Genomic DNA, 457 nt, shown 5'->3' on the forward strand with positions numbered 1-457 from the left:
AGTTCGCCTCGAGCTTGCCGGCAACCACCGCGATCTTGCACTCTTTAACATGGCAATCGACAGCAAGCTTCGCGGCTGTGATCTGGTGAAGATGAAGGTGGTCGATGTCATGTCATCGGGGCAGATCAAGGAACGCGCTTCAGTTCTGCAAAGCAAGACGCAGAAACCTGTGCGCTTCGAAATATCCGAGGGCACCCGTGCCTCTGTTCAGAAATGGATGGAAGATGAACTCATGGTCGGTTCAGAATACCTTTGGCCTGGCAGGTTCCACGAAAGATTACACATCTCAACGCGTCATTATGCGCGGATTGTTCGAGACTGGGTCACATCGATCGGCCTTGAAGCAAGTGCATATGGAACCCATTCAATGAGGCGCACGAAAGTCACCCAAATCTACAAGAAAACCGGCAACCTCAGAGCGGTCCAGCTCTTACTAGGTCATACCAAGATGGACAGT

Annotated in this window: 1 protein-coding gene; it reads left to right on the forward strand. The window is 51.6% G+C overall.

Translation table 11 applies throughout. The annotated features are described in order from the left end of the window. Positions 1-457, forward strand: a 457-nt coding sequence (locus tag ABLN94_RS24595; protein ID WP_352997352.1) for a tyrosine-type recombinase/integrase, incomplete at both ends; no start/stop codon positions are given.

The sequence above is a fragment of the Ruegeria sp. SCP11 genome (genome assembly GCF_040329455.1).
In the GTDB taxonomy this organism is placed as follows: Bacteria; Pseudomonadota; Alphaproteobacteria; order Rhodobacterales; family Rhodobacteraceae; genus Ruegeria; species Ruegeria atlantica_E.